Below are 21,551 nucleotides of genomic sequence, written 5' to 3'. Positions count from 1 at the left end.
TCGGAATGGCGCGATGTCCATCCGGCTATCGTGTGAAGAACGAGAAGAACGTTCCGTCACTCATCTCGGGATCGCGTTTGATTCGGCAGGGTGTGATGAACTGGAAGGCATTGGAATTGTAGCAGTAAGTATCCTTGCCGCAGAAAGTCATCTTGCCTGTCTTCCGGTTGACCTTGATCTGCGTGATGGGACCGAACTCCTCATTGGTTTTCGATTTCATCTGTTCCGGCGCCTCTTCGGCCGGAACATCCATGAGGATCCGCATCATGCAGTGGGGTGCCTCGGCCTGGGCCCTCCCGGCCAGCAGCATGAGCCCGGCAGCGATGATGAAACGCATAGTCGTTGCTTCCCCTTCGTTCGCAAAACACCTAGGCGTCGCGTGCCTGAGGACAATCAGGCGCGCTCGCCGTCGGGAGGCAATTCGTCCCGAAGGAAGGCCCTGACGCGCTCCGGCACCACGCCGCGGGCGATGAAACTCTGGCCTATGCCGCGGGCCAGAATGAAGGTGAGACTGCCGCGCGAGACCTTCTTGTCCTGGGCCATGGCGTCCAGCATGGCGTCTGCATCCGCGGTCCAGCCCGGTATGGCCCCGATGCTCGTGGGGAGACCGGCGGCGCGCAGGTGGGCCGTGACCCGCTCCGCATCCTGGCCGGAGCAGAGGCCCTCATGAACGGAATACCGGAACGCGAGGCTCATGCCGATGGCCACACCTTCGCCATGCACCAGCCGGGTGCCGTCGTAACCGGTGAGGCGCTCCAGCGCATGGCCGAACGTGTGGCCGAGGTTGAGCAGGGCGCGGTCACCCGTCTCAAATTCATCGCGTGCCACGACGGCGGCCTTGGCCGCGACAGCGCGGCGGATGGCCTCGACGCGTTCCAGTCCGCCGCCGCACACGGCGCCGCGGTAGCGTTCGAGCCACTGGAAGAAATCGAGATCGTCGATAAGCCCGTATTTCACGAGTTCCGCATAGCCGGCGCGGAATTCGCGGGGCGCCAGCGTGTCGAGGCTCGCCGTGTCGGCCAGCACCAGGCTCGGCTGATGGAAGGCGCCGACCAGGTTCTTGCCAAGCGGGGAATTGATCGCCGTCTTGCCGCCGACCGACGAATCGACCTGGGCGAGAAGGCTCGTCGGCAGTTGCACCAGCGTCATGCCGCGCTTGAGGCTTGCGGCCGCGAAGCCCGCGAGGTCTCCCACGACGCCGCCGCCGAGCGCCACCACGCAGTCGCCGCGCTCCAGCCGCGCGGCCAGAAGCGCGTCGCAGACCTCCGCGAAGCCCGCATAGGACTTCGAGCCTTCGCCGGGCGCAACCGTCACCACGGTGTGACGGAGGCCCGCCTCGTCCAGGCTCGCCTGGAGGGGCGCCAGATGATGGGCCGCGACCGTCGTGTCCGTGACGATCCCGCAGGCTGCGCCGGGTGCCACCGCCGCGATCCGCCGGCCGGCGTCCCGAAGCAGGTCCGGGCCGATCAGGACGTCGTAGGACCGATCCCCGAGACGCACCGGGACCACGGCTGGAGATGTGGCCGTGACGGTCTCGAACTCGGTCGGCGACGCGGGGTTACTCATCAGGCTCTAGGTTCCGTGGTTGGCCCGACCAGGGCTGAGCGCCAAGCTCCGCCGCGGCCCGCAGTGGTCCGGCTTCGAGGGCCGCGAGAATATCCTGCACCACCTGGTCCTGCGAGCCGTCCCGCGAGATCACAGTGGCGTCCGCCTGGGCGTAGACGGGATAGCGGATGTCGATCAGGCGCCGCATCGTCCCTTCGGGATCGGAGGTGTAGAGAATCGGCCTGTTGTTGCGCTTGCGCACGCGTCGCATCAGCACCTCGAAATCCGCCTTGAGCCATACCGAGACGGCGCCCGACCGGACGGCCGCACGCGTGGCAGCATGAATGAAGGCGCCTCCGCCGGTCGCCACGACGCGGGGTGCGACGCCAATCACGCGGGCCACGACCCGGCATTCCCGATCACGGAAATAAGCCTCGCCATGGCGCTGGAAGATCTCCGGGATCGTCATCGCGGCCGCGATCTCGATCTCGTGGTCCGTATCGACGAATTCGAGGCCGAGCCGCGCCGCGAGGCGGCGTCCGATCACGGTCTTGCCGGCCCCCATCAGCCCGACAAGCGCGATCGAGCGATTGCCGAGGGCGGCCAGAATGGCCTCGGCCCGTGCGTCGCGGTCTAGCGTCAGCACGGCCTGATGGCCATGCTCATTTCCCTCTGGAAGTCCCCTCATGCGGCTTCTCTAGCACGACCGCGTCGTCGCGCTCCACCGTTCGACAGAAGAGGGAATTCGTCAATGGGCTGCGCCATGCTGCCACTGCGTTTCGATGACTCGTGCCAAAGCCGGATCGAGCGGCTGCGGAATGACGAGCGACCGAAGCATGGCGGCATCGGCCGTATTGCCGATCCCTGGGGCGGGAGGATTGCGGGTTGCAGGGGCAACATGGCCGGCGCGGGCCATGATGGCCGCAGTCTCGGGCCGCAGCAGAAACCGAAGCAGGGCCAGCCCAGCGTCACGGTTCACGGAGGCGGCCGGAACCGCCAGAACATCCATCCAGAGGAGGCTGCCTGTTTGCGGAGTAAGGACCATGAGATCGACCCCGCTCTCGGCCACTTTGGCGCGCTCGGAAGCGAGAACGGCGGCCGGCCCTGGCAGAATCGCGGCGCAGAGATCCCCTTGCGCGGCGCTGTCGGCGAGTTCGGCCTCCGTGCCGGATTTGGCCGCGAGTTTCAGCTGCGCCAGAACCGACAAAGCGCGCCGTCGATCGAGCACGGTGGGTGCGCGGTCGGGCGGAACGGTGATGGCCAGGGTTAGAGCGTAGAGGGTCCTCGGTTGGTCCGGCACCCCGAAGCCACAGGCCGCCACGGCGCGCAGCACATCGGGCTTGGTCAGGACGTCCCATCCCGTGCCAGCGTCGAGCGTGACGTTGGCCGCTTTGAGGCGGGCGGCGTTCAGCGCCAGCACGGTCGCATACCAGTCGAACGGAACGGCAAAGCCGGTGCCCGAGAGGGCTGCCAGGGCCTCGACCAGGCGCGGTTCGATCGGCACGGCGTCCGGGACCGCCGCCGCATCGAGCCGGGCCAGAAGACCGGCCTTCAACAGAGGCCCGAGAGCTGACGCGGGAATGAGAACGAGGTCATAGGGTGGTGCGGCCGCCCGCATCATTCGTTCGATCGCATCCGACGCCACGAAGCTGTCGACCAGGACCCCGATGCCCGTCTCACGGCCGAACGTGTCGAGGCTGGCGGGATCAAGCGCGTCGCTGATCGACAGAACCCGGACAGTTCCGGCCTTCTCGGCCGCGTCGACCCGCTCACCCACGGTGACCGAGGTCAGGACCAGGAAGGCCAGCGCAGCGACGTGTCGGATCACGCCAGGCTACCGGCCTGACCCAGCCGGTCCAGCGCGGCATCGAGGGTCTCGTCGGACTTGGCGAAGCAGAACCGGACCGCCGTGCGGATCGCGTCCTCAGCATAGAAGGCCGAGACCGGGATCGCGGCGACGCGCCGCTCGCGCACCAGGGTCTCGCAGAAGGCGATGTCGTCCACGAGACCCATACGGCCGATGTCGACCGTCAGAAAATAGGTGCCCTGGCTCGGCGCGACCGGCCAGCCGCGCGCAGTGAGCCCCGCCGCGAAGCGGTCGCGGCTGCGCTGCAGCCCGGTCCGCATGGTCCGGAAATAGCTCTCGTCCTTGCCGAGCCCGTAGGCGACGGCAGTCTGCAGATTGGGCGGGGTCGTGAAGGTGATGAACTGATGGGCCCGCGCGAGCACGCGCAGGAGGCTCGGCTGCGCCATCACGAAGCCCACTTTCCAGCCCGTGAGGGAGAAGATCTTGCCGGCCGATCCGATCTTGACCGTTCGGTCGCGCATGCCCGGACAGGCGATGAGGGGCGTGTAGGGGTTGTCATCGAAGACCACGTGCTCCCACACGTCGTCGCAGATGGCGATCACGTCATGGGCGACGCAGACACGGGCCAGCAGCGCGAGATCCTCGCCGCTGAACACCGTGCCGGTCGGATTGAGCGGATTGTTGAACAGCACGAGCTTGGTCCGCGGGCCGAAGGCCCGCGCCAGCATGTCCTCGTCGAAGCGCCAATGCGGCGGCCGGAGTGTGACGAAGCGCGGCACCCCGCCGGCCCGCCGCACGAGCGGCAGATAGGCGTCGTACATGGGCTGGAACAGCACCACCTCGTCGCCGGGCTCAATCAGGGCCATCAGGGCACCGGCCAGCGCCTCCGTGGCGCCGGACGTGACCATGATCTCGCTCAAGGGATCGAAGTCGATAGCCTGGAACCGCTGGTAGTGGGCCGCGATCGCCTGCCGGAGCTGCGGCAGTCCCAGCATCGGCGGATATTGGTTCCAGCCGTCGAGCACCGCGGTCGCGGCCGCCTCGCGTACGTCGCGCGGCCCCGGATCATCGGGAAAGCCCTGGCCCAGGTTGATCGCCCCGTGCTGGACGCTCAGGCGCGACATGGTTTCGAAGACGCTCGTGCCCGTCTCGGCGAAGATGGGATTCATGGGGCCACGTCATGTATGGTTTGCGGCGCGACGGCAATCGTCGAGCAGCCTGGAGACCGCGTTTTGATCGGAAGCCCTACGGAGCCGGCCGCCCTTGCGGTGCGGTCCTGCCTCGTTCTCGGGGGCGCCAGATCGGGCAAAAGCGCGCACGCGCAGGCGCTGGCCGAGGGGTCGGGCCTGTCGCCTGTCTACCTGGCGACGGCCGATATTTGGGACGCGGAGATGGAAAGCCGCGTGGCGCTCCATCGCGCCGCGCGCGACGGACGTTGGCGCACAGTGGAGGAACCGCTCGCGCTCAGCGCAGCGCTGGGTCGCGAAGCCGTCCCGGGCTCCCTGGTGGTGGTCGATTGCCTGACGCTCTGGCTCACCAATCTCATGCTCGGCGGACATGACATCGAGAAGGCCGTTCAGGGGCTTGCCGCCTGTCTGGGGAACCTTCCCGCCCCGGTCATCCTCGTGTCGAACGAGGTCGGGGGCGGGATCGTGCCCGACAATCGTCTCGGACGCGAGTTCCGGGACGCACAGGGCCGGCTCAACCAGTCGATCGCGCAGGTCTGCGACACGGTGGTGCTGGTCACGGCCGGCCAACCCTTGATGATCAAGCCGGCTGTGACGCCCCGTCTGGTGTTCTAAACCGGTTATCCGGCTCAGGATTCGTCCACGGACGTCGACGCGCCTTGCGACGCGTAGGACTGGAAGGCCCGCATGACCGCAGCCGCCTGCTCGTTGCTGATGGTCGAAATCGTGCTGTCGCCGGCGGTCACGCCACTGCTCGTCGTCGAAGCCGTGTTTGACGCGCTGGCCGATATTTCGGAGCTGACCGGCGGCGGGGGCGGCGTGGTGGCGTCCGTCCCGGAACGGCCGGACGCGACGCGTGAAGATGAGCTGTCGGCATCGGCAAAGCTCGACGCAAACGCCTGAAGTGCCGTCTCGATCGCCTTGATGAGCTCGGCGGAATCCGGGGTTGCGCTGGTCGAAGCCGAGGAGGTGGAGGACGCCGCGATGCTCGTGAGGCTGTCGGTGCTGGTCGAGGCGGTCAGAGACGAAAACAGAGACGAGGTGGTCGAATCCGTGCTGGTGGCGGTCGATGCCGTCGACGTTGAAGTCGGCGGTGGGCCGCCTGCGCCGTGCGGACCATGTCCGCCATGCGCGCCTTTCGTGTGCATGGTGTCCTGCGATCCCGAAGTCGAACTCGTCAGATCGGAGAGCTGAGTCAGGAAGGCCGCCAGGGCTGCCGCCGTCTGCGTGCTGCCACTGTTCGTGCTGTCGATCGTGGAGGACGCATCGGTGGAGGTCGACGTGGTCGCGCTGGTGCCGGAGGTACCGGTGCTCGACGTCGCGCTCAAGTCCTTCATCAATTTCAAAGCTTGCGCCATTTGGCTGCTGCTACTTCCCGATATCGAAAGAGACATCGTCGGCTCACTTCCTGTGAAATCGTTGCTCGTAGGGTGCAGATTAGGTTAAATGTCCTAAGGTGTGGTTATTTTTCCCACGAAACGACGGTGGGTCGTGAGTGGGAGCGCGCGACATTTCGGGTTAGAAAGCGACACGGACCCCGTCAGACAGGAGTGTTGCATGCCAAAGTCCCAGCATCGTGCCGTGGTAACCGGCTCCACCAGCGGCATTGGACTCGCGGTGGCGACGGCCCTCGCCGGCCGCGGGATCGATGTGATGTTGAACGGCTTCGGTGAACCCGAGGCGATCCGGGCCCTGGTGGAAACGATCGGCCGGGACCACGGGGTTCGCTGCCTGCACTCGCCGGCCGACATGTCGAAGCCGGCCGAGATCGCCGCGATGATCCAGGAGGCCGAGGACAAGCTCGGCTCCGTCGACATCCTGGTCAACAATGCCGGCATCCAGCGTGTCTCGCCGATCGAGGACTTCCCCATCGACGCCTGGGACGCCATCCTGGCCATCAATCTCTCGTCGGCCTTTCATACGATCCGAGCCGCCGTGCCGGGCATGAAGCGGCGGGGCTGGGGGCGGATCATCAACACGGCATCGGCCCATTCACTCGTGGCCTCCCCGTTCAAGGCCGCCTATGTGGCGGCGAAGCACGGCCTGACGGGATTGACCAAAACGGTGGCGCTGGAACTCGCGACCTCCGGCGTGACCGCCAATTGCATCTCGCCGGGCTACGTCTGGACGCCTCTCGTCGAGAAGCAGATCCCCGACACCATGAAGGCCCGCAATCTCACGCGCGAACAGGTCATCAACGACGTGGTGCTGGCCGCGCAGCCGACCAAGCAATTCGTGACGGTCGAACAGGTCGCCGCGACGGCTCTCTTCCTGTGTTCCAATGAGGCCGCGCAGATCACGGGCGCGAACATCGTCATGGACGGCGGCTGGACGGCCGCCTGAAGCGGTTCAGCTCAGCCCGACGGGAAAACGCGTGATAGGGTTGCCGCGATATTCAGCATTGCCGATATGGGTCAGCCGACACTGCGTATCGAGCCAGATATCGCCGCCAATCGCGTGCCAGCGATGGCAGAAGGCATAATCCTCGCTCAGATATTCGCCCGTCTCGGGAACGATCATCGTGTCGAACAGGGCATAGCGCTCGCGCTCCGGCCCTTTCGGAAGCGGCCACGCGTGGATCGTCCGATAACGCGTCTCCGGATAGGCGGCGATCAGCCGCTCGCCCGCGTGCCGGCTGATCATCATGAAGCCCGTGCCGGCATAGGTCGCAGGGATCAACCCGTCTGGCGTGCCCCGCTGCGCCGGATTCTCGGGCTTGCCGACATACATCAGGCAGGCCGCTTGGCCCTCCTCGCCGAATTTCTGGCGGTTGTGAGGGGCGATCTCCCAGTTCAGATCCTTGATCGGATACATGCCCGCGACGACATCCTTGCCGCTGCGCAGCAGGCGCACGACCGCGGCGGGCGCGAATTCGATGTCGCTGTCGATGAACAGAAGATGGCTGGCTCCGCCCTCCATGAAGGCGCCGAGCAGCGTGTTGCGGCAGCGCGTGATGAGCGCGTCCTGCCCGAGGAGGCCGATCGACATGTCGAACCCCTCCTGGTTGGCGACATGCATGAGCCCGAGGACGGACTGCATGTAGCCGGTTTTGACCTGACCGCCGAAGCACGGGGTGGCTAGAAAGATGTGGGGACGTTCAACCATGCCGAAGACGGTAAACCGGCATACTTAACAAAACCTCTCACGCGACCGGTTCGTTAAGCCCGGGTGGAGGGCGCGTCGCCCGCGCCCAGGGTCTCACCTGCCACCGTGCCGGCCATCAAGGTCACGACAGCTTGTGCGATCTCCACAAAGACCGGCTCCCAGGCGTCACGCTGCGTCTGTCGGAACAGACGCATGGTCGGATACCAGGGGGAGTCGCTGCGGGCGAGAAGCCACCGCCAGTCGGCGGCCTGCCGCAAGGCCACGAAAACCGGCACCCCCAAAGCCCCGGCCAGATGAGCGATGGACGTGTCGCTCGTCACGACGAGATCCAATCGGCTGATGATCGCGGCACTATCGACGAAAGCATGGGGTCCGCGGTCGAAGGTCGGACCGGCGGATTCGATTCGCCAAGGGTCGCGTACCGCGCCGAGCTCGTCGGGTCGTTCATCCTTGACGAGGCTGATGAGGCGAACGCCCGGGATTGCCGCGATCGGAGCCAGACAGGCAGGCGGAAAGCTCCGTTTTGGGCTCGTCACCGTGTTGCCACGCCAGCAAACACCGATCCGGAACCCTTGCGCACCGAGTTGGGCCGCCCAAAAGCCAGCACGCTGAGGGTCGGGATGCAGGTACGACCGCGACGACGGGATCGAGCCGAGTTCGGTGCGGGATCCGCGCGGCAGGCTGAGAAGCGCGCTGGCGAAATCGTACGGGATTCGGGGGTCGGGTGCTTCGACGAGATGGACTCCCGTCAGAAGTCCTCCGAGCAGCCGCCGCATGCTGGGGCGGCACAAAAAGTCGACATCGGCGCCACAATCGACAAGCAGCGGAAGATAACGGGAGAACTGGATCAGATCGCCCAAGCCCTGCTCGTCATAGACCAAGATCCGTCTGCCCGCGAGATCCTCCCCGTCCCACTGCGGCGCCGGCGGGGTCACGAGCCTCGACACCGGTTTCGTCCGCTCCCACCGGCTCTCGTATTCCGCAAAGCCTTCGCCGAGCCGGCCCTTGAGCAGCAAAACCCCGGCCCGATTGGCCCGCGCGTTGGGAAAATCCGGCTGCAGCGTCAAGGCCCGGTCGAAACACGCGAGAGCCTCGTCCACCTGCGCCAATTCGAGCCGGGCGACGCCGAGATTGGACAGCGCGTCCGCCCCCTGCGGATTCCGCTGCAGCGCTTCGCCATAGGCCAGAATGGCGGCGTCGAGATCGTCCATGGCCCGGAGCACGTTGCCGCGGTTGAGCCACGCCTCCGGGAGATCCGGTTGCACCGCGATGGCACGATCGAGCGCCCCCAAGGCCTCATCGTCCCGTCCCTGCTCGTGCAGAATGGCACCTAGCAGATTCGACGCCGGCGCATGATCGGGTTCGCGGCGGAGGATTTCCCGGCAATGGACCAGCGCCTCGTTGAAACGGCCGGCCCGGTAGTGGATATTCGCGCGATTGAGATGCGCGGGCAGAAAGCCGGCATCGATCGCCAGGGCGCGGGCATAGGCCGCGAGAGCGGCGTCGGTAGCGCCACGCTGGTGCAGCAGGTTGCCACGATTGCAATGGGCCTCACAGGACAGCGGATCCTTGACCAGGCCCGCGTCATAGGCTGCAAGCGCCTCCGGCAGCCGATCGAGCATTTTCAGTGCAGCCGCTTTGAGGAACAAGGGCCGCGCGTCATCGCTCGACTGATGCGCGGCCCGCTCGTAGCACGCGATGGCGTCCTCATAGCGGGCAAGCCGAACGGAGCTCTGGCCGCGCTTGAGCTCCGCCTCGACATCGAGCGGCCGGCGACCGCCCGCGGCCGCGAAGACCGCGACGGCTTCGTGATCCCGGCCCGCGTTGTGCAGCCGGATCCCTTGTGGGGTCAGCACATCCTCGTCGGGTCTCAAGGTTGCCGCCTCCGCGAGAGCCGCGATCGCCTCGTCAGAGCGCCCTAGAACGGCCAACAGCAGTCCCGATTGAACGAGCGCTTCGCACGGATCGGCCGCAAGCCGCTGGGATTCCGAGAATGCGGCTAGCGCCTCCTGCGCACGACCGATGTTCCGCAGGACGATTCCGATGTCGCATCGAAGCCCGGCGTCACGTGGCTGCAGGCGGGCCATGTGTTCGAGGCTCGCGAGGGCCTCTTCAAGGCGACCGAGGTCCTGCAGAACGACGGCCCGCGCCCTCAAGGTCCGCATATCGTCAGGGTCGAGACCGATCGCCCGATCGAACCAGGACAGCGCGGATGGGAGGTCACCGGCTTTGACGCAGAGAAGCCCGAACCCATAACACGCGACCGGCTGTGCGGCTGCGATCCCGGCTTGCCCCGCAAGGTGCGCGACAGCCCCTTCCAAGTCGCCGCCCTCGATGAGCGCGAGTGCCGCCTCGGCCGCGGATTGCAGCAGAAGCCGAGCATCGTCGCGCGGATCAACGGGCGCCATTGCTTTGGTCCGTAGGCTCTCAGCGCGGATATGAACGCTATCGGCGCAGTACGTTCTGAACAATTATACCAAAACACACTTTCGCGAGGCGTTCACGTCCGGTCGAAGTTGGCGGTCCTCATCGGTAACCGTGCGACACCCTCGTCAATTATGATGATGGAGGGGAGAAGAGCGAAAGGACGGAGCTGTCGCTATTGCTCCCATTCTGCAAGTCGTAGAGGCTGGCGAACTGCGACAGGAACCTGTCGAGTTTCACCGGGTTCTTGAGGTCCGCCAGATTGAGGCGATTGGTGATTTGCTTCGCCTGGATGTCGATATCCTGCCCGGATGTGTTTGAGGGAATGTTGAGGGCTGTCTGAACAACCTTCAGCAGTGCGGTATCGGCCAGAATGTTGTACACATTGTTGATGGCCCCCGACGAGGCCTTCCGCTGGAAATAGAGCGCCAGCTTGACACCAGGATTGCTTTGGCCGGCCTCGTCTTCCAGGGTTTGCCGCAGGTAGCTGTCCTGCATCACCTGGACGTTCTTGGCACTTTCGGCGGTCCCGGTGTCGCGGGTGATGGTACCCTTCGGTCCGAAATTGAAGGCCGCCGCCAGCTGGCGATAGGTGCCGCCCATCGTGCTGGCGACACTCTTCGGGTCGGCGAGATTGCTGGTCAGAACGTTGCGGAGCGTCGCGGTCGAGGTCTTGCTGTCAAGGCCGTAGGCCGTCTTGATGTAGGAGACGAGGCGCGCATTGCCGAGGAGGTCGTCGAGCGTTTTGATCGACCCCATCGCGCTCGTGTAATAATTCGACTCCGTTTTGGCGGCGGCCTGGGATGCCGTATCGGTTTTGGCTTGCGAGGTGTAGAGCGTCTCGATGGCCGCGATATTGACGGTCGATTGGGCCACGCGCTGCGACGTGGCCGCGCCGCTGGAGTCAAAATTGAAGTCCTGCGCGAGCGCCAGATAGGGATTGGTGGACGACGAAGATGTCGTCAGGTTGAAGGCCTTGGCGAAACCGATCGCCTTCGGGCCGAGCTGGTTGGCGACACTCATCGGGTCGTCGAGGTCGCTCGTCAGGATCTTCTTGAGATCGGCCGTCGAATAGGCGTTCGTGTCGAGCCCATAGGCTTTTTCGGCCACTGACACCAGGGTTGGATCGGCCAGGAAGGCATCGACGGTGTGGACCGAGCCGATCTTGTTTTCGTAGCTGATCAGTTCGGACGTCCGTCCGTAGAGGTTGGTATAGGCCGCCGAAGTCGCATCCTGCTGGGCGCTGGATTGCACATAGAGCGGGATCGCCGACGCGTCGCCGGTGCCGCTGGCGATCATTCCGGCCGTGCTGTTCGGGTCCGACGCGTCGCTTTCGAGCACCCCCGTCAGCGCGTTCTGGGCTTGCGTCGATTGGGCCAGGGTGCCGTGGTCCAAGGCGTTGCTATCGAGCCCATAGGCCGTCATCACGTAGTCGAGCAGCTGCGAGTCGTTCATCAGATCGCCGATGCTCTTCACACTCCCGATATGCGCCTGGTAATAGCTCGTATCGACGATCGCATCGACCGAGCTCGCGCCGACCTTGGCGGTGAAGAGCGCGACCGTATTGCTCTCCTGGGTCCCTGTCTGCGCGGCCGGGGCACCCGTCACCTGTCCCTTGGCGCTGAAGGAGAAAAACTGGGCAAAAGCCTTGAAGCGCTTGTCGGTCAGACTATTGGCGAAGCTTTTGGGATCGGTCAGATCGCTCGTCAGGACCTTCTTCATATAGGCCTTGGCGTAGGTCATATCCTCCAATCCCGCCGCCTTCATGGCATAGCTGAAGAGCCGATAATTGCCGATGAAATCATCGACGGATTTCACCTTGCCGATGTTTGCCGCATAATAGGTCTGATCGTTCTTGACCTGCGCCTCAGAGGCGACGTTGCTCAGGCTCCTAGAAATATTGTTCGAGTAGAGCTTGTAGCTGAAGTAGGTCGATGTCGAGGTCATGCGCAATCCACCCGGGAGGGCGGCCTCCAGGCCTTGAGCATGCCGGGTGCAGGTTAAGAACGGGTTGCCAGATCTCTGCGAGACAGTGCGTGCGACCCCTCAGGATGCCAAACGCAGAGAATCTGACGCGACGTCGTGCCAGTTGACCGCATTTCGTCCGGACCGTTTCGAAAGGTAGAGGGCCGAATCGGCGCCACTCAGCAGCGTCTCGGTCGACATGGCCTCGCCGGGCTCGAACCGGGCACCTCCAATGCTAACCGTCAACCTGCCCAGATTGGAGGCGGGATGCGAGATATCGACCCGCTCGACGGCACGGCGAAGGCCATCCGCGATCTTCAGGGCGGCCGCACGATCCGTGCCGGGCAGAATGATCACGAATTCTTCTCCCCCATAGCGCGCCGCGAGATCTCCCGGCCGACGTATGTGGGCGGCGAGGCAAGCGGCGATCTGGCGCAGCGCGGCATCGCCGGCTGCATGGCCGAGAGCGTCGTTGTAGTTCTTGAATTGGTCGACGTCGATCATCAGGAGGGCCAGGGAAAGACCCTGGCGGACCGCACGGCTCCATTCAGCCTGAAGCACCCGATCGAAGCAGCGACGATTGGCCAATCCGGTCAGCGCATCCTTGTCGACGAGCATCCGCAAGGCGGCTTCGGCTTCGAGCCGCCGACTTAATTCGCGTTCGAGCCGGATCGTCAGCAAGATGATCAGCACACAACAGCCGGGCACGATCGTTCCAATCATCGCGACCCTCCACCACCATTGATGGTAGATCTCGCGTGTGGACATTCCGACATCCACGATCAGCGGAAGCGTTCCAAGGCGCCGGTAGCTGTAGAGGCGGTTTATGCCATCGACCACTGAGGCCGCTACATATCTCCCCATGGGTGCCCGGCTGACGAGATTGAACAAAATGCTCGGTGTTTGGCGAACCCCTTCCAGGTCTGGGTCGTAGGGCTGGCGCATGATGACGGTGCCGTCGTTACGGAACAACGTGATGCTGCTGTCGGGCCCAAGGTTGATCTGCTTAAAGAGCTGATTGAAATATTCGACGCGCAGCATGCCCGCCACGACGCCGCCGAAGCTTCCGTCCGGATTGGTGCGGCGCCGGCTGAATGCGACGACGGATTGACCGTCGATGGGCGACTTCATGGGCCGGCTGACGAAGAGTCCGAAGTCCGGCCTTTGGGCGTGAATGCGAAAAAAGTCGTGATCTGCGAAGCTATATTGCGTCGGCCCGAGGGGATTTGAGGAGACCACCCGATTGCCCGCAGAATCGAGGATCACGATTTCGGACAAATAGGACGCGGTCGCGGATCGATCGAACAGAATGGCATCGCGCAGATCGGCCGGAGCCGACATGACCGCAGGCTTGCCGACCTGTTCCAGCGCCCCTTGGATCGACAGATCGAACACCTCGATGTTGCGCTGAATGTCTTGGGTGAGAGCCGCCGCGATGTTGGAGGTTTCAAGCGCGGCGCGGGCGGTCTCGCTCTGACGCGCCACAAAAAGCACATCACCGACGGCCGCACAGATCAGGGTCAGAAGAATCCCCAGCAGGACGCCAATCCAGCGCGAACGATGTTTATTCGATCGGAGCCTCGACAAAACAAGCTGCATAGTTGTGCGGATATCCGTCCTGGCCGCGCAACGGTAGCGGCCCACACCTCCAAAACTCTCAACAGCATCAGGAAAGGGGGCCGGTCGGACCCATGATTAATGTCATGCTTAAGCAGATCTCAACCGTGTGTGTTTCAGCCATGCGGCGGCTCGTTCGGCATTGCTCGCGGCAGGTGCGGTCGCCTGGAGCACGAGAACACCGGTCTCTCCACTTGGCGGTTCGAGGGTCGCGAATTGGCTGCGGACGAGCGACGCGGGCATGTAGTGATGCGGCCGCGCGCGCAAGCGGCGTTCCATGTCGGCTTCCTCGGCTTCGAGATAGATGAAGGCGACCGGTCCTGTCGCCGCGGCGCGGATACGATCCCGATAGACGCGGCGAAGGGCCGAGCACGCAATGACAATCCCGGCCGGATAGGCGGTCCGATTGGCCAGAGTCCCGCCGACACGGTCGAGCCAGGGCCAACGGTCGTTGTCGTCGAGCGGCGTCCCGGCCGCCATCTTTTCCACATTGGCGGCGGGATGGAGATCGTCCCCATCCACGAAGGCGGTCCCGAGCGCCGCGGCCAGATCGGTGCCGAGCGTCGTCTTGCCGGATCCGCTGACACCCATGACGATGACCGTCAGGCGCTCAGAGGCAGGAGGTGATACCGCCGTCGACATAAAGAATCGTCCCGTTCACAAAGCTGGCCGCGTCGGAGGAGAGGAACACCGCGGCGCCGACCAGTTCTTCGACATCACCCCACCGCCCCGCAGGCGTCCGGGCTGTCAGCCAGGCCGAGAAAGCGGCGTCCTCGACCAGCGCCTTGTTGAGTTCCGTCTTGAAATAGCCGGGTGCGAGGCCGTTGACCTGGATATTGTGCCGGCCCCAGTCGGTCGCCATGCCCTTGGTCAACATCTTGAGCGCGCCCTTGGTGGCCGTATAGGGCGCAATGTTGGTACGCGCGAGCTCGCTCTGGACCGAACAGATGTTGACGATGCGGCCGCGGCGGCGGGGGATCATGCGGCGCGCGACGGCCTGCCCCACCAGGAAGGCGCTCGTCACATTGGTCTCGAGCAGCTTCTGCCACATGGCGACCGGAAATGTCTCGAGCGGGGCGCGATGCTGCATGCCGGCGTTATTGATCAGGATGTCGATCGGACCGATCTCCGCCTCGACGGCCGTGATGGCAGCTTCCACCGCCTCGGCGTCGGTTACATCGAAACGTGACATGTCGGGGTGCTGACCCTGGACGGTCAACCGCTCCCGCGCTGCCTCCAGAGCAGACTGGTCGCGGCCGTTCAGCACGATTCGGGCGCCATGGGCCGCGAGACCCTGCGCAAGCGCGAAGCCGATCCCTTTCGAGGATCCCGTCACGAGGGCGATACGGTTCTTAAGATCGAAGAGAGACATGCGATTACCCTCGGGTGCGAAATTGCGACGCCGACCGAGCAGCATCGAAGGGAGGCACCGCCGCCGCCTGTGAGGAGGCCGCCAGGCCACCGGGCCGGTAGATGACCCAGGCGGCCCCGAGTCCGCACACCGCCGCTGCGGTCATCCAGAGTCCGGGCGCAGCCTTGTCCCCGGTCGCCTCGATCAGCCAGGTCGAGATGGCGAGCGAAAAACCACCGAGCGTCGTGGCGAGGCTGTAGGCGAGCGAAAAACCCGACGCTCTGACGCTGGCCGGGACGATCTCGGTCAGGGCCACCACCATGGCGCCATTGTAGCTGCTGTAGAGAAAGGACAGCCAAAGCTCCACTTCGAGCATACGGATGAAGCTTGGGGCACGGGCCAGCCAGGAAAGCGCCGGGTAGGCGGTGAGAATGGTCAGGATCGTGATGGCGATCAGGATCGGCTTACGCCCGATCCGATCAGAGATAGCACCCCAGATCGGCAACCAGATCAGGTTCGAAATACCGACGCAGCAGGTGACGATGAGCGCATCCGACCGGGTCAGCTTCAGCTCGCGTTCGCCGAAAGTCGGGGTATAGGCGGTGATGAGGTAGAACGACACCGTGGTCATCAAGACGAGCGCCATGCCGGCCAGAACGATGCGCCAATTGTCGGCGAGCGTCCGCATGATCTCCGCATGGGTCGGGTGATGGGTGCGCTGCGCGAAACTTTCGGTCTCCTGTAGACTGCGCCGGATGGCGAACAGGAAGGGGACGATGAGGCAGCCGATCACGAAGGGAATGCGCCACCCCCAGGCGCCCATGGCCTCCGGCTGCAGCGTCTGCGCCAGGACATAGCCGATCGTCGCGGCCACGACGGTCGCGACCTGCTGACTGGCCGATTGCCACGCGACATAGAAGCCCTTGTGACCCGGCGTCGCCATTTCCGAGAGGTAGACCGACACACCGCCAAGTTCCACGCCGGCCGAAAAGCCCTGCAGCAAGCGTCCGAGCAGCACGAGCAAGGGTGCCCAGACGCCGATGCTGGCATAGGGCGGCACAAAGGCAATGAGCACGGTGCCCGATGCCATGATCCCGAGTGTGAGGATGAGGCCGCGGCGGCGTCCGATCCGGTCGATATAGGAACCGAGCACGAGCGCACCGAGGGGACGCATCAGAAAGCCAGCGCCGAAGACGACAAGCGTCGACATCAACGACGCGAACTCATCCTCGGCAGGAAAGAACGCCGCCGCGATGTTCTTGGCGTAGAACCCGTACAGGAAAAAGTCGAACATCTCCAGGAAGTTGCCGCTGGCGACCCGAACCACGGTCGCGGCCTTCGAGCCCGGGCTCCTTTGTGCGAACTGGTCGTCCATTCCCGCCTCCCCGTCGGCCCCTTTATGCGGGGCACATTTCTGCCCTCGTCCTAACAAGACCTGTGCATGGCGTCACCTTTCGTCACGCGTGTCGCGTCATCCGCGTGACAGTTCCATGAAATACGGTTGCCGGGGATGGGGACCGGTGCCGGGCGATTTTTGGTCATCAAAAATTTACCCTTGCGACTCACCTTTGGCAGATGACCCTGCGGGGCGTGTACTCGCCCACCAAGCACATGCGTCGGAGGAGCCACCGTGATACCCGGACAGCGAACGATCACGATCGATCAAGACTTCCAGGGCGGCCTCACGCTGTCGGCCTCGGGCGTGAAGAATGGACTTCTGGCCGCCATCGAGCTCGGTCTTGTCACCAAGTCTGAAGCGACCGAGATCCTCTTGTTGATCCGTGAAGCGACGCAGCAGCTTATGGACACGATGGCGCAGTAGCAAACGGGAATGCGGGTAGCGCCGCGCTCTGCCCAATCGACGCTCCGCATCGCATCATGACCTGCCCAGGACCAGGGAAGTGCCGGGCCTGGACGTCAGCTGGAACAGGTAGAACCCGTTGAACCGCTCGGCGACAGCTGCGGCAGCACGATCGAAGCCTGGTGGCGGCGCCTGCCTTTCGGATTGATGGCCGCTGAAATGCCATTCGCCGGACAAGAGAAATGCCGGCAGCGCCTGATGGGCGGGAACGGCGCACCAAAGTTCAGTTTCGGTTTCACGACAGAAGAAGTGCCATGTCGCCATGGGCCTATCGTCCATGTTGATCGTCCTTCCGATCCGGCTTCTCACGGGATAGAATCGGCTTTGCGCCAGTCTATCCCAAAGCCGATGAGGCTATGGAGCGTATAGCCTCAGAACCCGGCGGCATTAGGGCTCTCTCAACACAGAAACGTGACAGTCTCGACGCCAGAATCCAAAGTACCCGACAGAGGCGTCGGCTGCTTACTTTTGAATGCTTCTTATTAACCTCGCGGAGCCTTGTCGATGGCGGCCAGAGCTTTGCCGATCTGCCTCGGAAGACCTTCGGCGTCAGGCAAGGCCGCAAAATCGGCTTCCGTATAAGGAGCCGAATGGCCGCCGAGGAACACCCGAATACCCTTGCTGGTCATCACCGCGTCGCCGGCCCGCAAGGTTGTGTCCTGATAGATCGACACGGGTGCAACGGGACCGACCGCCACCTTCGCTTGCGGCCTCCGCGTGATGGCTCTCGATCGGTGCGGCCGGACAATCAAAGGCCGGTCTTCCGGGATATCGTATTCCTGCTGAGGCTGGACGGCCTGCGATCCGCCGATGCCGAACTGCTCGCGGAAGAATTCGCCGAGCCCACCGTCATCAGCCGCAAACCCGGCCGAGGTCGGAATCATCAAAGCCACCATGGCCGCTGCAACAAGCCGCCCAGGCGTCTTCGGCAAAACCCAGGGAGATCTCCGGAAGAACATCACAATTCCATTCGATAAAACAACAGTAGGTGGCCGGAGGTCTTTCTCCGGGGAGAGGGACACAGTGGGCGCCCAGCTTCACCGGTCAAACGACCTCACATGCGCTCGTAAGTCCCGATAAGATACCCCTTAGCCAGCACATGTGACCGCATCGCTTCAATCAAAGCTCCCCGGCCTGGTTCATCATCCAGGTCGAGGGCGCAATCAACCGCGAAGACCTGGAAGGCATAGTGGTGCTGGCCATGACCCGCCGGCGGATCGGGTGGTAGATATTCGGCCCTGAAGAAGGAATTCTTGCCGAGGGCCTGGGGCCACCCGCCACTTCCTTCGCTCTTCAGCATGCCCTCTTCCAGCGCGCCGTCGGCCCCCGCGAGGTTCCAGGCGATCGCGTGGACGAGTGGCGACGGCGTCGGGCTGTCGGCATCCTCGACCAGAAGCACGATGGCCGCAGTCGCCGCAGGCACGCCTGCCCAAGCCAGAGGCGGCGATAGCTTTGCGCCATCCTCGGTGAAGCGCACCGGGATGGTACCGCCACTCGCGAAAGCGCTGCTTGTCACCCTCAATGTTTCAGGGACATCGGCGAAATCGGGCGACATGACGGTCAGCTTCTCTACGCCAGGCCTGAAGCTTTTCAGCGCCTGCCCTACCGCCGATGGGACATGTTCAAGCATCCGGACGCTCCGACGTCATTGTTCAGCTCAAGCAACGTCCGAGATGGCGATTGGGTCCGCTATTCCACTGCCAAAGCCATATTTCAGCATGATGACGGCGACCGGGTTCCCACAGGCTTGACGTTCTCCTCGCGGATCACGCGGGCCGCCCGATCGAGATCCCGGCCCAGCGGGCGGTCGTCCGCATAAGGTGGCAGCAACGCGCGGAGACGGGCATGAAGGCGTTCTGTGCCGGGAGCCCGCGTCTCTTCGCCATGGTAAAGATCGGAGGCCTGGGTCGCCGCCACCCATTCGGTTCCGATGACCCGCGCGGAGTTCGAGATAATCGCCAGCGCCTTGAGGCTGGCCGGAGTGGCGTGGCTCAGGTGATCTTCCTGCAGGCCCGACGTGACGCCGCCGTCGAGGCTCGCTGGACCAGCCAGTCGGCGGTTCTCCGAAACAAGCGACGCGGCCGCATATTGGGCGATCATCAGCCCGGAATGCACGCCGCCGGTTTCGGCCAGGAACGGCGGCAATCCACTGACCAGCGGGTTGAGGAGGCGGTCGAGACGCCGCTCCGCCATGGCGGCCACCTCCGCGACCGCGATCGCCAGCGTATCCATGGCCAAGGCGACACCCGCTCCCACCGCATGCGCTGTGGACGAAACCTGGGGATGGGTGGGGGTGCCGTGCACCAGCGGGTTGTCGCAACAGGAGGCGAGTTCACGATCGATCACCGACGCCGCATATTCGAAGGCATCGCGCGCCGCGCCGTGAACTTGCGGCACGGCACGCACGCTGAGAGCATCCTGGAGACGCATGCCTTGCGCCCGCTTCAGACGTTCGCTGCCATCGAGAATGGACCGGAGGACCTCGGCGATACGCCCCAGTCCCGGCGAGCGATGCATCGCCATCGCATCCGCACTGATCGAAGGAAGCTGGCCGCCGAGGCATTCGAAGCTCAGCGCCGCGACGGCGTCGGCCCAATCGAGGAGCCGCTCCGCACGGGCCAGTGCAAGGCAGGCGAGACCCGTTGCACAGGGGGTGCCGTTGATCACGCTCAGCCCCTCTTTGGTGTCGAGCGTCAGGGGCGAAAGACCGATGCACGCGAGAGCGTCTTGGCCGCTCCTCAATTGGCCGGCGACCAGCGCTTCGCCTTCGCCGATCAGCACGAGGGCGACATGGGCCATATGGGTGACATATCCCACCGACCCCTGTCGCGGCACGCTGGGTGTGCATCCCTGGTCGAGCAGCGCCAGAAGATAGGTTACGAGCTCGGGCCGGACGCCCGAATGGCCGTGGGCCATGTTGGCGATCGCGGCGGCCATGATGGCGCGTGTTTCGGGAACGGACATCAATGGCCCGGTGGCCACCGCGTGACTGAGCACGATGTGACGCGACAAGCTGCGTTGGTCCTCGCGCGGGACGACGGTTTCGCTGAGGGCGCCGACACCGGTATTGACCCCATAGGCCCTCACACCTTTCGCCACGATGGCATCAACGATCAGCCGTGCCCGGGCGATCCGCGCCTCGGCGTCGCCGGAAAGGCGCATCGGCGCGCCATCGGCGATCGCGGCGATGTCGCGCCAGCAATAGTCTGGGCCGGGCACTTGGGCAGGCTGCATCGATGGTCCCGTCGCTTCGCTTCCAGATGCGCGTGCGCCCGCCGGGTGCGTTCCGCGCTGTCGTCGATCCGCCCCTAGATCAGACGACCATTCGGCCGTTTTGAGGCGGCCGCTTGCGCTGGCGGTCGGTCGGCCCGGGCGGGCCGCTACTGCGCCGGACTGGGGTGCAGCGCCGCCGCGGCCGGACGATCGGTCTTATACTGCCCCCGCACCACATGCACGAAGGCGAGCCCACCGACGCTGAGAAAGGTCACCCACCAAAGCTGCGTCGTGTCGAGACCCCAGAGCGACACGGTGAAACCGGCCGCAAGTTCCGCCAGAAGGAAAGGCGCGACCGCCGGCGACGCCCGACCCACCGCCGCGAATGCGCTCACGGCGAAACACGCTGCCAGGACGGCGCCCACGAGACCCAGTTCGTACCAGGTCTCGAACAAGATGCTGCGCGGCTGCGGAGCCGGAACGAAACCGCTCGCGATCGCATGGGACATGATGTCGAAGCCATGCCCTGTGACGAGACGGAGCGGCTCGGCGGCAACGACATCGGCCCAGATCCGCACCGATCCCGAGACGTCCGCCAGAGGCGGGATTCGATCCATGAGGCCGATCGCGGCCGCGGCATCGAGCGGCTTCAACAGCACGAACGGCAAGAGTGGCGCGAGGAGGAACAGGATCACGGCGCAGCCCCCCATGACCCGCGCCACCCGAGGCGGATTCCAGGTCGCGACCGCGAACGTCAAGGCGCCGATAGCCAACGCCGCCAGCGCCACAGAGGTCCAAGCCGCGATCGCCGCCACCGTCACGCCGACCGCCATCACGGTCGCGGTAATCCAGCGATCCCGCACCGCAAGGGCGCCGATGGCAGGCCAGACCAGGACGACGAGCGTCAGGGCCGCGCGTTCCGGAGTCGAGTCGCCCGTCTGCATGGTGAGCAAAGGTTGCGGCGCCAGCAGCATCACCACGACGGTCGCGATCGAAGCGACGGCAAGACCGATCGGGAACAGATAGATGTTCGAGGTGCGGGTCCGCTCGGGCAGCAACGCGACCGTAAGGGCCACGAGCCCCAAAGTGCCACCCGTTTTCCAAAGCCGCGCCGCGGCGTCGGCCGGAAAGGGGGTCCAGGCCAGCGAAAGGGCGCACCACGCCAGCAGTGCCAGCCCGCTGAGGCCCGGAACCGTACGGCACATGGCTGAGAGCCTCTGCCGCAAATGAACATGCGGCAGCAACAATCCCCCGATCAACACAAGGCTGCTGCCCACCGGCACGAGCGTGAAGAGCGCGCGCCGCGACAACACGACGCTGACCGGAACCAGGATGGCCAGGATGGTCAAACCGACGCGCACCAGAAAATCGCCGGCGTCGATAGCCGGGTCTTCGGCAGGCTTTCGGGGCACTTGGGACATGCGGGGCCGCGCGGACAGCGTGACGCCTTCGCCGGGAAGGCACGAACGTACCTTA

The 21,551-nt window shown here is 64.6% G+C and carries 23 protein-coding genes; 6 read left to right on the top strand and 17 right to left on the bottom strand.

The features are described from left to right. Window positions 1-25: 25 nt before the first annotated feature. The 5 genes from M8523_RS24025 to M8523_RS24005 are packed head-to-tail and all read right to left on the bottom strand — an operon-like array spanning window position 26 to window position 4,521. A complete protein-coding gene (locus tag M8523_RS24025) occupies window positions 26-337 on the bottom strand; it encodes a hypothetical protein (protein WP_282587440.1) in 312 nt (103 codons plus the stop codon). 56 nt (window positions 338-393) lie between these two features. Then, window positions 394-1,566, bottom strand: a complete 1,173-nt coding sequence (gene aroB, locus M8523_RS24020) for a 3-dehydroquinate synthase (protein WP_282587439.1) — start codon at window positions 1,564-1,566, stop codon at window positions 394-396. Beyond that, a complete protein-coding gene (locus M8523_RS24015; protein ID WP_282587438.1) occupies window positions 1,559-2,233 on the bottom strand; it encodes a shikimate kinase in 675 nt (224 codons plus the stop codon). Before M8523_RS24015 ends, aroB begins: the two co-directional genes overlap by 8 nt. A 60-nt stretch (window positions 2,234-2,293) precedes the next feature. After that, the gene (locus tag M8523_RS24010) at window positions 2,294-3,373 is read right to left on the bottom strand and encodes an extracellular solute-binding protein (protein ID WP_282587437.1); all 1,080 of its coding nucleotides are present in this window, start codon (window positions 3,371-3,373) and stop codon (window positions 2,294-2,296) included. Then, window positions 3,370-4,521, bottom strand: a complete 1,152-nt coding sequence (locus M8523_RS24005; protein ID WP_282587436.1) for an aminotransferase — start codon at window positions 4,519-4,521, stop codon at window positions 3,370-3,372. Before M8523_RS24005 ends, M8523_RS24010 begins: the two co-directional genes overlap by 4 nt. A 66-nt stretch (window positions 4,522-4,587) precedes the next feature. Here M8523_RS24005 and cobU point away from each other — a divergent pair, with 66 nt between their 5' ends. The 5 genes from cobU (at window position 4,588) to M8523_RS23980 (ending at window position 6,882) form a co-directional block, all read left to right on the top strand. Continuing rightward, complete coding sequence (gene cobU, locus M8523_RS24000; RefSeq protein WP_428351185.1) at window positions 4,588-5,154, top strand: bifunctional adenosylcobinamide kinase/adenosylcobinamide-phosphate guanylyltransferase; 567 nt, start codon at window positions 4,588-4,590, stop codon at window positions 5,152-5,154. Between the two features lie 72 nt (window positions 5,155-5,226). Beyond that, on the top strand, window positions 5,227-5,442 hold the full coding sequence (locus M8523_RS23995; RefSeq protein ID WP_282587434.1) for a hypothetical protein: 216 nt from the start codon (window positions 5,227-5,229) through the stop codon (window positions 5,440-5,442). Window positions 5,443-5,463: 21 nt separating this feature from the next. Continuing rightward, the gene (locus M8523_RS23990) at window positions 5,464-5,733 is read left to right on the top strand and encodes a hypothetical protein (protein ID WP_282587433.1); all 270 of its coding nucleotides are present in this window, start codon (window positions 5,464-5,466) and stop codon (window positions 5,731-5,733) included. 33 nt (window positions 5,734-5,766) lie between these two features. Then, window positions 5,767-5,985 carry a hypothetical protein gene (locus M8523_RS23985; protein WP_282587432.1) on the top strand — a complete coding sequence of 73 codons (219 nt, stop codon included), beginning with the start codon at window positions 5,767-5,769 and terminating at the stop codon, window positions 5,983-5,985. Between the two features lie 111 nt (window positions 5,986-6,096). Next, window positions 6,097-6,882 carry a 3-hydroxybutyrate dehydrogenase gene (locus M8523_RS23980; RefSeq protein WP_282587431.1) on the top strand — a complete coding sequence of 262 codons (786 nt, stop codon included), beginning with the start codon at window positions 6,097-6,099 and terminating at the stop codon, window positions 6,880-6,882. A gap of 6 nt (window positions 6,883-6,888) precedes the next feature. Here the strand turns inward: M8523_RS23980 and M8523_RS23975 are convergent, their stop codons facing one another. The 7 genes from M8523_RS23975 to M8523_RS23945 form a co-directional block, all read right to left on the bottom strand. After that, on the bottom strand, window positions 6,889-7,644 hold the full coding sequence (locus M8523_RS23975) for a hypothetical protein (RefSeq protein ID WP_282587430.1): 756 nt from the start codon (window positions 7,642-7,644) through the stop codon (window positions 6,889-6,891). Between the two features lie 53 nt (window positions 7,645-7,697). Continuing rightward, a complete protein-coding gene (locus M8523_RS23970; protein WP_282587429.1) occupies window positions 7,698-10,052 on the bottom strand; it encodes a tetratricopeptide repeat protein in 2,355 nt (784 codons plus the stop codon). A 148-nt stretch (window positions 10,053-10,200) separates the two neighbouring features. Continuing rightward, on the bottom strand, window positions 10,201-12,015 hold the full coding sequence (locus tag M8523_RS23965) for a DUF1217 domain-containing protein (RefSeq protein ID WP_282587428.1): 1,815 nt from the start codon (window positions 12,013-12,015) through the stop codon (window positions 10,201-10,203). 99 nt (window positions 12,016-12,114) lie between these two features. Then, entirely contained in the window at window positions 12,115-13,632 is a 1,518-nt protein-coding gene (locus tag M8523_RS23960) for a sensor domain-containing diguanylate cyclase (RefSeq protein WP_282587427.1), read from the bottom strand. Between the two features lie 108 nt (window positions 13,633-13,740). After that, window positions 13,741-14,241 carry a gluconokinase gene (locus M8523_RS23955; RefSeq protein WP_282587426.1) on the bottom strand — a complete coding sequence of 167 codons (501 nt, stop codon included), beginning with the start codon at window positions 14,239-14,241 and terminating at the stop codon, window positions 13,741-13,743. A 19-nt stretch (window positions 14,242-14,260) separates the two neighbouring features. Beyond that, window positions 14,261-15,022 (bottom strand): SDR family oxidoreductase, encoded by a 762-nt coding sequence (locus M8523_RS23950; protein ID WP_282587425.1) that lies wholly within the window; start codon window positions 15,020-15,022, stop codon window positions 14,261-14,263. A 4-nt stretch (window positions 15,023-15,026) separates the two neighbouring features. Beyond that, on the bottom strand, window positions 15,027-16,376 hold the full coding sequence (locus M8523_RS23945) for an MFS transporter (protein WP_282587424.1): 1,350 nt from the start codon (window positions 16,374-16,376) through the stop codon (window positions 15,027-15,029). A gap of 255 nt (window positions 16,377-16,631) precedes the next feature. On the opposite strand from M8523_RS23945, the gene M8523_RS23940 reads away from it, so the two are divergent. Beyond that, window positions 16,632-16,823 (top strand): hypothetical protein, encoded by a 192-nt coding sequence (locus tag M8523_RS23940; RefSeq protein ID WP_282587423.1) that lies wholly within the window; start codon window positions 16,632-16,634, stop codon window positions 16,821-16,823. A gap of 54 nt (window positions 16,824-16,877) precedes the next feature. On the opposite strand, the gene M8523_RS23935 is transcribed toward M8523_RS23940, so the two are convergent. The 5 genes from M8523_RS23935 to M8523_RS23915 all read right to left on the bottom strand — a co-directional run bounded on the left by M8523_RS23935 (window position 16,878) and on the right by M8523_RS23915 (window position 21,496). Next, window positions 16,878-17,141 (bottom strand): hypothetical protein, encoded by a 264-nt coding sequence (locus M8523_RS23935; RefSeq protein WP_282587422.1) that lies wholly within the window; start codon window positions 17,139-17,141, stop codon window positions 16,878-16,880. A 203-nt stretch (window positions 17,142-17,344) separates the two neighbouring features. Continuing rightward, on the bottom strand, window positions 17,345-17,821 hold the full coding sequence (locus M8523_RS23930) for a hypothetical protein (RefSeq protein WP_282587421.1): 477 nt from the start codon (window positions 17,819-17,821) through the stop codon (window positions 17,345-17,347). A 95-nt stretch (window positions 17,822-17,916) separates the two neighbouring features. Beyond that, the gene (locus M8523_RS23925) at window positions 17,917-18,492 is read right to left on the bottom strand and encodes a YbhB/YbcL family Raf kinase inhibitor-like protein (protein WP_282587420.1); all 576 of its coding nucleotides are present in this window, start codon (window positions 18,490-18,492) and stop codon (window positions 17,917-17,919) included. 83 nt (window positions 18,493-18,575) lie between these two features. Continuing rightward, window positions 18,576-20,096 carry an HAL/PAL/TAL family ammonia-lyase gene (locus M8523_RS23920; protein ID WP_282587419.1) on the bottom strand — a complete coding sequence of 507 codons (1,521 nt, stop codon included), beginning with the start codon at window positions 20,094-20,096 and terminating at the stop codon, window positions 18,576-18,578. Window positions 20,097-20,242: 146 nt separating this feature from the next. Then, a complete protein-coding gene (locus tag M8523_RS23915; RefSeq protein WP_282587418.1) occupies window positions 20,243-21,496 on the bottom strand; it encodes a peptide ABC transporter permease in 1,254 nt (417 codons plus the stop codon). Between the last annotated feature and the right edge of the window lie 55 nt (window positions 21,497-21,551).

The organism is Lichenifustis flavocetrariae, assembly GCF_026130545.1.
GTDB lineage: Bacteria > Pseudomonadota > Alphaproteobacteria > Rhizobiales > Beijerinckiaceae > Lichenihabitans > Lichenihabitans flavocetrariae.
This window is presented reverse-complemented; position numbering and strand designations above follow the sequence as displayed.